Raw genomic sequence first — 600 nt, 5'->3', positions numbered from 1 at the left:
ACGAGATCGTGCAGCCACGCATTTTTGCGTTCGATGCTGGCTAACTGCTGTTCATTCATTTGAGTACCTTAAATATCTCAGGCTACAGAGTAGTAGCGAGTCAAAAACGAGGGCTGTATATGAGCCATCACGCCAATATTCCGAAAACCTAACAGGGTTTTCTATATCGCATTGACTCAACTCTTAAACATGAACTCGCTTTGAAGCGGTACATTAGCATGAAGCCCTTAACAAACCTAGCTAAAGTCCTGAGGTTGCGCCAAATTTTGTTTTAGATGCCAACGTCTGATAGATTGAATCTATATATTTTTCTAATTAAGGACGGAATAATGAAAAAACGTTTGCTTGCTTTAGGTTTGGTTACCATTCTTGCTGGCTGTGGCAACGATGAGGTTGGTGATGTGTCTTTGGGTATGTTTACTATGAAAGACATAAAACTGAATACGCTCGTAGACCCTGAAGTTCCAGGCGTTACTTGTCATGTAGCGAGCATCGAAGCGGACTTCAGTTTAGCGGACCCAAGCGACAGTTCAATTTCTTGCCGTCAAACTGGTGAAATTACACCTGAGATGATTACTAAAATTGATAAGAGCAAATCAG

The 600-nt window shown here is 41.5% G+C and carries 1 protein-coding gene; it reads left to right on the top strand.

Annotated features, from left to right (window positions below):
* Positions 1-329: 329 nt before the first annotated feature.
* A partial coding sequence (locus R8O11_RS29425) for a CreA family protein (RefSeq protein ID WP_318195148.1) occupies positions 330-600 on the top strand: 271 nt, incomplete at its 3' end.

The organism is Vibrio sp. 1288 (genome assembly GCF_033344475.1).
Note: the sequence above shows the minus strand (reverse complement) of the source record. Positions and strands in the feature narration are given on the sequence as shown.